A 7,444-nucleotide genomic window follows, 5' to 3' on the forward strand; every position below is an offset into this window, starting at 1 on the left:
TTGTCTGTTATTTCCCTGCTGTGTTTAGCAGAAGTAAATGATTTAGTATTGAAATGATATATATGCTATCAAAACGTCAGCTATTAATAATTCAACTGACCTAATGCTTTTTGTACATCTACTTTGCTCGCTAGTACCAAATAAAGCGAGTTGTAATAATTAATTCTGGCTGTACGAAGGTCGGTTTCAGAAGTGATTACTTCTAAGTAGGTTTTGATACCAGAACGATATTGCAGTTGAATCAAATCGTACACCTCTTTAGCAAGGTCCATGTTTTCTTTTTGTGAGAGAAACACGGCTAAATTGCTTTTATAATTAGCTAACGCTTGTTGATATTCTGTATTTACGCTTAGTTTCAGATTCTTAACATCTAAGTCTACTCGCTTCAACTGCCATTCGGCCGAGTTGATATTAGCTTTACGTTTTCCTCCTTGAAAAATTGGTAACGAGAGCGTTACGTTAGCAAATGAATTAGGGTAGTTTTTTGAATACAAATCTGTAAAAGTGTTATTCAAGAAGTTAAGATTATAGGCTCCATTGAAGGAAACAGAAGGTAAATAACTCCATTTATTATACTTCAATTCAGCTTCACGAAGGTTTTTTAGCGTAGCTAATTGTTTGTACTCAATGCGTGAGGTAAAATCTGACTGTTGTAAAGTATCAATCATAATATCTCTGTCTACTTGTAGGGTATCATACACAATTACTAATTCTTCATTTTCTGGATAAGCCATCAACGACTTCAAATTTTGTAATCTAGCCTTCAATAACTCTTCATTGCTTTTTTTCAAAGCCAATGTATTGTTCAACGTAATACTTACACGTTTGTAGTCTATTTTGTCGCTTGTTCCAGCAGTGTATTGATTTTTAGTATCTTTCAAGCTCCTCTGCAAACGGATAATGTCTCCTTCTGTCACTTTAATTTGTTGCTTGGTTGCCAATACTGCATAAAATGCTTTTGAAACATTTACCGCCAAATTAATCTTGGTATTTGTCGTAGCCTGACTTGCTTGCAAACGGACATCATTTTGACTTTTATTCGCTAAAAGGGCATCTCGATTAAAGATATTCTGTGAAACAGAAAACTGCGCAGCCGAAGTATTATCAACCCCTAGTTTTACAGGATTGCCCCCGATGATACTTGTTTGAACCAAAAAGTTATGCTGTAAATTGTAGTTAAAGTTAATCTGCGGATACCAGTCAGCTAGTTTACTCTTTATCGTATTTTCAACGATTCGTTGGTCGATAAATGACTGTTGAATTTGTGGGTGATTCTTAATCGCATATTGAACGACATTTTCGAGTGTTGCATCTTCTAATTTAGATGCCGTTTCTGTTTTGCTAGACAGATTTTCTTGAACAACCGTTTGAGCATATAGTTTCGAGGGAATTTTTAAAACCAATAACGTTGTCAAGAACATTATCGGTAGTATTTTTCTAGTCTGGTACATGAACATTGATAGGTAAAATTGATCGTTTTGAGTAAATATTAATGCGTTTTGTATGTTATTTGGATATTAACATGACTTTATAACCTATAAAAAATGATATTCGTTCACGATTTCAAAAAAATAGACAACAAAATTGACTATTTTTTTGAAAATAGGACTATCCCATTTTTATTTTAAATATTTTTTCAATAAATAACCCTTTAATTCTAAATACTTATGCTATTCTTAGCTAAGATTGTGCTTCTTTATTTTCTTAATAAGGTGTTTATTTCCAATAAATAGAAGTTTTATTGAGCATTAATTAACAGGATAAGCATTTTCAGAAAATCAAAGGGTTGTAATAATACAGCTCTCTCTACAAGCATTTTACATTGAAATAAATTGATTATATCAAGGAACAAAGTTCGCTCAATAATCGAAACTAAACGTTATACATATTACTGGAATTCCTACCTATATTCCTGATACTGTTACGTTTTGGCAAATACTTACCCATATTAGGAAAGGGAGTATAGTATTGAATAAATTATACTATTAGAAGGTTACTAAACTTAACCATGAGCCTGATAGCAAGTCATTTTGATAAAATTGGAACATTTACTAAATGATTAAATTTTCACATCATTCGGCTTAATTGCTGATTCACAATGACCTAAACATACTTAAATCTTGTTCCTTCTATTTTTCTTCAAAATAAAATTTCCATAAAATCTTTTCATACCTCTTTGAAGTTTTTGCGCATATTATAGATTAATTCCAATGAGTAATTGGACATAACTTATAAGATTACCCCTAGTAGTTTGTTTAGGATATTTGAGGTAATAACTTTGTTTGATGAACTAAATATTGGATAAATCCTATTATGAATATCCAATTTTCAAACTGATAAAATTCATTTTTTCTTTTTTTCGAGTTGTCCAAAAATTAATTGATTTATGAATAGTACAAATAGTAATTCAGACAAGGTTCTTGATATAGTTTTGATTGGTGCAGGAATTATGAGTGCCACTTTAGGTGCCTTACTCAAAGAACTACAACCAGATTTAAGTATAGAAGTTTTTGAACGCCTAGACATTGCTGCAGCCGAAAGTTCGGATGCTTGGAATAATGCTGGCACAGGCCATTCGGCTTTTTGTGAATTAAATTATACGCCTCAACTTCCTGATGGGTCTGTCGAGATTTCAAAGGCAATTTCTATTGCAGAATCATTTGAAGTATCCAAGCAGTTTTGGTCATACCTTGTACAAAAAAATAAAGATGTGTCGCCAGATACTTTTATCAAAAGTACACCACACATGAGCTTTGTTTGGGGAGAAAAAAATGTAGAATATCTTCGTAAGCGTTATGAACGTCTGCAAGAATCGCATTTATTCAACGGAATGGTATATTCTGAAGACCGTCAGCAAATTAGCGAATGGATACCTTTAGTAATGGAAGGCCGAGATCCTGCGGAAAAAGTAGCGGCTACTCGAATGGACTTAGGAACGGATGTAAACTTCGGTGCTTTAACGAGAATTATGTTTGAAGATTTACAGCATGACCAAAATGTATCTATTCATTTCAATCATGAAGTAAAGAAATTGAAGAAGAAAGATGGCTTCTGGAAAATAAAAGTAAAGGATTTAACAACGGGTGATAAAAGAGTAATCAGGGCCAAATTTGTATTTATTGGTGCTGGTGGTGGTTCGCTTCCTTTATTAGAGAAAGCAGCTATTCCTGAAGGAAATGGTTTTGGAGGTTTTCCCGTAAGTGGACAGTGGTTGAAATGTGTAAATCCAGAAGTTATTGAACGTCATAATGCGAAGGTATATGGAAAAGCTGCCGTTGGGTCTCCTCCAATGTCGGTACCTCACTTAGATACACGCATGATTGATGGTAAAAAAGCATTACTTTTTGGCCCTTATGCTGGTTTCTCTACGAGATTTTTGAAAAATGGTTCTTTGTTAGATTTACCATTATCTATCAAACCCAATAATATTGTTCCGATGATTTCGGCAGGTTTAGATAATATTCCCCTTACAAAATATTTAATCGACCAAGTTCGTCAATCTCCAGAAGACCGTCTGGAAGCTCTTAAAGACTATCTACCTAATGCTAAAATGGAAGATTGGGAGTTGGAAACGGCTGGACAGCGTGTACAAGTAATTAAGAAAGACCCAAAACATGGTGGAATCTTAGAATTTGGAACAGAAGTAGTTAGCGCTGCTGATGGCTCTATTGCCGCTTTGTTAGGAGCATCTCCAGGAGCATCAACGGCAGTTTCTATCATGCTTACTTTATTAGAGCGTTGCTACCCTGAGCAATTAAGTACGCCAGCATGGCAAGCAAAATTAAAAGAAATGATTCCTTCATTTGGTGAATCGCTGAGCAAAAACGTTGAGCTAAGTGAAAGCGTAAGAGAGCATACAGCAGAAACCTTACAGTTAATAAACGAATAATTATTCCAATATGAAAATCCATCAGAGATATATCTCTGGTGGATTTTTTGCTTCAAGTCTCCTGTTTAATAAAACAATACCAATTAAAAGAGGATAGAAAAAAGATGAGTATATACTTAAATTTAGCCTAACTAAATTTATACTTAACTATATCCATGATTCAGCGCAGACTATTATTAATCACCTACTTGTTTTGCTGTATGATAGCTTCTTTTGAAAGCAATGCACAAAAACGCTCTTCAAGTTTCAAAGTAATAGGCTTTTATACAGCCAAAAATGACCAAGCACATATTAGCTATGTTCACGAGGCTAATAAATGGTTTGCTAAAATGGCCGAAGAGCATCATTTTGTGTATGACTCTACCAATAATTGGCAAAATCTTAACCTTGATTTCCTTTCACAATATCAGGTATTGCTATTTTTAGACACTCGTCCCGAAGCACCAGAACAACGAATCGCTTTTCAGCAATATATGGAAAAAGGTGGTGCATGGATGGGCTTTCACTTCGCAGGTTTTGCCCTTAATAATTCAACCTATCCGCAAAATTGGGATTGGTATCATGAACAGTTTTTAGGGTCAGGTGAATACAAAAGCAATACTTGGCGACCAACGTCGGCAGTGTTGAGCATCGAAAACCCTAAACATCCTGCCGTAAAGCATTTACCAAAAACATTTAGTGCTGCTCCTAATGAATGGTATCGATGGACAAACGATTTAAGGAAAAATGCCAACATTGAAGTACTTCTTTCTATTCATCCTAGTAGTTTCCCTTTAGGCACAGGCCCTAAAGCACATGAGATTTGGCATAGTGGCGATTATCCTGTGGCTTGGACAAACAAAAACTATAAAATGCTTTATGTTAATATGGGTCATAATGATATCGATTATGAGCATAAAACGAATAAAGATTTATCAAATACCTTTCAAAATAAAACACAAAGCCAATTTATACTAGATGCTCTTTTGTGGTTGGGCAGAAAATAAAAAATCCCAAATGGTCATGATGACCATTTGGGAAATATTTATTAAAATCAGCTTTTAATCTTCTTCTAAATAATCCAAATCTTTCCCATGGGTTTCAGGAATGGTTAAAATAGAATAGAATGCTAGGGTAAAACAAATTATGCCAACAATAGCGGCGGCATGAAATACTCCTATTCCTCCTTTCAAATTTGCATAAAGTAAGGTCATCCCAATTACCGTTCCGCGTACCATATTCGGAACAGTTGTAGCGGCTGTTGCTCTAAGGTTTGTTCCAAATTGTTCTGCACCGATAGTAACGAACATCGCCCAGTATCCTACTGAAAAACCCATACAAATACATAATATATATAACCCAGATGCTGTAGAAATACCCGCATAAAGGAAGATAATGCTACAAATCAATGAAAGGACCAAAAGAATGGTAACGGCTTTCTTTCTAGATTGTAACACTTGGCTTATTACACCGCTAGATAAGTCACCTATGGCAAGCCCTACATAGCAAAACATAATAGCTTTCCCTGGTTCAATGTTTTCTGGAATACCCAATTTCTTGCCAAATTCATTGGCGAATGTTGCCAAAATACCTATTACAAACCATGTAGGCATACCTATGGCAATGCATTTTAAGTATCGTTTTAATCTATCAGCATTTGTAAAGAGAGCAAAGAAATTGCCTTTGCTGACATGTTTTTGCTTCTTAGCATTTTCAAACATACCCGATTCAAAAACGCTTATTCTCATCAATAAAAGGATAATCCCTAATCCACCGCCAATAAAATAAGCGTTGCGCCATCCTCCAAATTGGGTTACAGTAAAATAAGCAGCCACGGCTCCGAACAAACCAACACCAGCGACTAAAGAAGAGCCTAATGCTCTTAACTCTTTAGGCAATACCTCAGAAACTAATGTAATCCCTGCTCCTAATTCTCCTGCTAAACCTACGCCCGCTACAAATCTTAAAATAGCATAAGTAGTAGGGTCTTGAATAAACCCACACGCGATATTAGCAATAGAATAAGTAATGATTGACCCAAACAATACAGACAACCTCCCTCTTTTATCGCCTAAAACGCCCCATAAAATTCCGCCAATTAATAATCCGCCCATTTGCCAATTAAGGATATCTTTTCCGACCGACGATATTTCCTCTTCATTCAATCCTAAGTCGCGTAAACTTGAAACCCGAACAATGCCAAATAGCAGAAGATCATAGATATCTACAAAATATCCTAAAGAAGCCACAATCACTGGAATACTTAAAAGATGTTGTAAGGGAGTTTTTGAAAGCGTGGTAGTCATATTCAATTTGTTAAAAACGGGTTTGTTACAAAAATCGTAAGGAAAATGAATCAATCCTATTTTATTTTCAACATTTATAGTACTAGTCAGTCTTTATTTATGACTTTAATCAGATTTAATATAAGATAATATCATAGCCATGTATAACCTTTATATAGTACTATTGTAAAGACAATTTATAATAAGTGTTTTTTTGTTACTCTTTTCAATGAATTTGCGACTAACACCTTTGAAATCTCGTATGTATTTTTGAAAGTAGTTTTTTTAGCAAAATTTTCTAAAAAATAGAGATTAGAAGAATAAAGGTTATGAAAATAACTATAATTAAGCTCAGCGTTAAGAAATCATTTTTTTTAGCCCTTAAAATACACTTTTTGTTAAAAATTTTAATATTTTTTTACGAATTTTATAAAAATTGCAAACTTAATTTCTTAACTTGGAATAATAAATTCTTCATTTGCTTCAAAAAGGCAAATAATAGTTATAAATATTATTGAATTTATCTTATTTTTTCTTTTTTTATTCACTCCATTTTTAACCGCCAATAAACAATGGAAAGACGCTTACTTTTACTTGTGCTATTTTTAATAGCACCATTTGCTGTTTTTTGCCAAAGCCCTGAACGCATTAAAATTTCTTCTATCACTGCTAGTGAAAACACAGGTCAAGATTTTAGCCCTTGGTTGAATGACGATTTAAACAATCTTGTTGAATTTGTTTGGTCTGGTAATTTCAAATGGGTAGATGTTACCTTGAAATTAGAAAAACGCAGTAAAATCACTAAAGTTTCTTTATTCGACCACCAAGGTTCATTCGAAGATACTCCTGTTTCTGTTTATGCTTTAGACGGAACTACTAAAACTTTATTGGGAACATTCAATGGAACTTCCTATATGTCTTTTGTGGATATTGTAGTAAAAACCCCATTAGATGCTGATGCTATCATCATTCACAAATATGCTAATGCTATTCCGCAAAAAGTACAGATATATGGTACTGCGGCTACTACAGTAGCTGCAAAACCAGCAGAGCCAGTAGTTACAACGCCTGAACCAGTGGTTGTAGTAACGCCTACGCCAGCTCCTGTTGTTTCTACAGTTGCTATTCCTGAGCGTCTTAAAATTTCTTCTATTACTCCTAGCGAAAACACAGGTCAAGATTATACTCCTTGGTTGAATGATGACTTAAATAACCTTGTTGAATTTGTTTGGTCTGGTAATTTCAAATGGGTAGATGTTACCTTGAAATTAGAAAAACGCAGTAAAATCAC

The 7,444-nt window shown here is 34.3% G+C and carries 5 protein-coding genes; 3 read left to right on the forward strand and 2 right to left on the reverse strand.

Annotated elements, in window-relative coordinates:
- Nucleotides 1-83: 83 nt before the first annotated feature.
- Nucleotides 84-1,451, reverse strand: a complete 1,368-nt coding sequence (locus tag AC07N0_RS20465) for a TolC family protein (protein WP_494590780.1) — start codon at nt 1,449-1,451, stop codon at nt 84-86.
- A 935-nt stretch (nt 1,452-2,386) separates the two neighbouring features.
- On the opposite strand from AC07N0_RS20465, the gene AC07N0_RS20470 reads away from it, so the two are divergent.
- Nucleotides 2,387-3,889 (forward strand): malate:quinone oxidoreductase, encoded by a 1,503-nt coding sequence (locus AC07N0_RS20470; protein ID WP_492804284.1) that lies wholly within the window; start codon nt 2,387-2,389, stop codon nt 3,887-3,889.
- Between the two features lie 155 nt (nt 3,890-4,044).
- The gene (locus tag AC07N0_RS20475) at nt 4,045-4,875 is read left to right on the forward strand and encodes a ThuA domain-containing protein (RefSeq protein ID WP_494590781.1); all 831 of its coding nucleotides are present in this window, start codon (nt 4,045-4,047) and stop codon (nt 4,873-4,875) included.
- Nucleotides 4,876-4,929: 54 nt separating this feature from the next.
- Here AC07N0_RS20475 and AC07N0_RS20480 read toward each other — a convergent pair whose 3' ends face one another.
- Nucleotides 4,930-6,174: an MFS transporter gene (locus AC07N0_RS20480; protein ID WP_494590782.1), complete on the reverse strand. Its 1,245-nt coding sequence runs from the start codon at nt 6,172-6,174 to the stop codon at nt 4,930-4,932.
- Nucleotides 6,175-6,725: 551 nt separating this feature from the next.
- On the opposite strand from AC07N0_RS20480, the gene AC07N0_RS20485 reads away from it, so the two are divergent.
- Nucleotides 6,726-7,444 (forward strand): hypothetical protein (locus AC07N0_RS20485; RefSeq protein ID WP_494590783.1); only part of this gene is annotated, 719 nt, incomplete at its 3' end.

The organism is Arcicella sp. GW821-FHT09D11 (assembly GCF_059416265.1).

Excerpts from the sequence above, each read along its gene's own strand:
- AC07N0_RS20465 (WP_494590780.1), bottom strand. The coding sequence starts at position 1,451 with ATGTACCAGACTAGAAAAATACTACCGATAATGTTCTTGACAACGTTA.
- AC07N0_RS20470 (WP_492804284.1), top strand. The coding sequence starts at position 2,387 with ATGAATAGTACAAATAGTAATTCAGACAAGGTTCTTGATATAGTTTTG.
- AC07N0_RS20475 (WP_494590781.1), top strand. The coding sequence starts at position 4,045 with ATGATTCAGCGCAGACTATTATTAATCACCTACTTGTTTTGCTGTATG.
- AC07N0_RS20480 (WP_494590782.1), bottom strand. The coding sequence starts at position 6,174 with ATGACTACCACGCTTTCAAAAACTCCCTTACAACATCTTTTAAGTATT.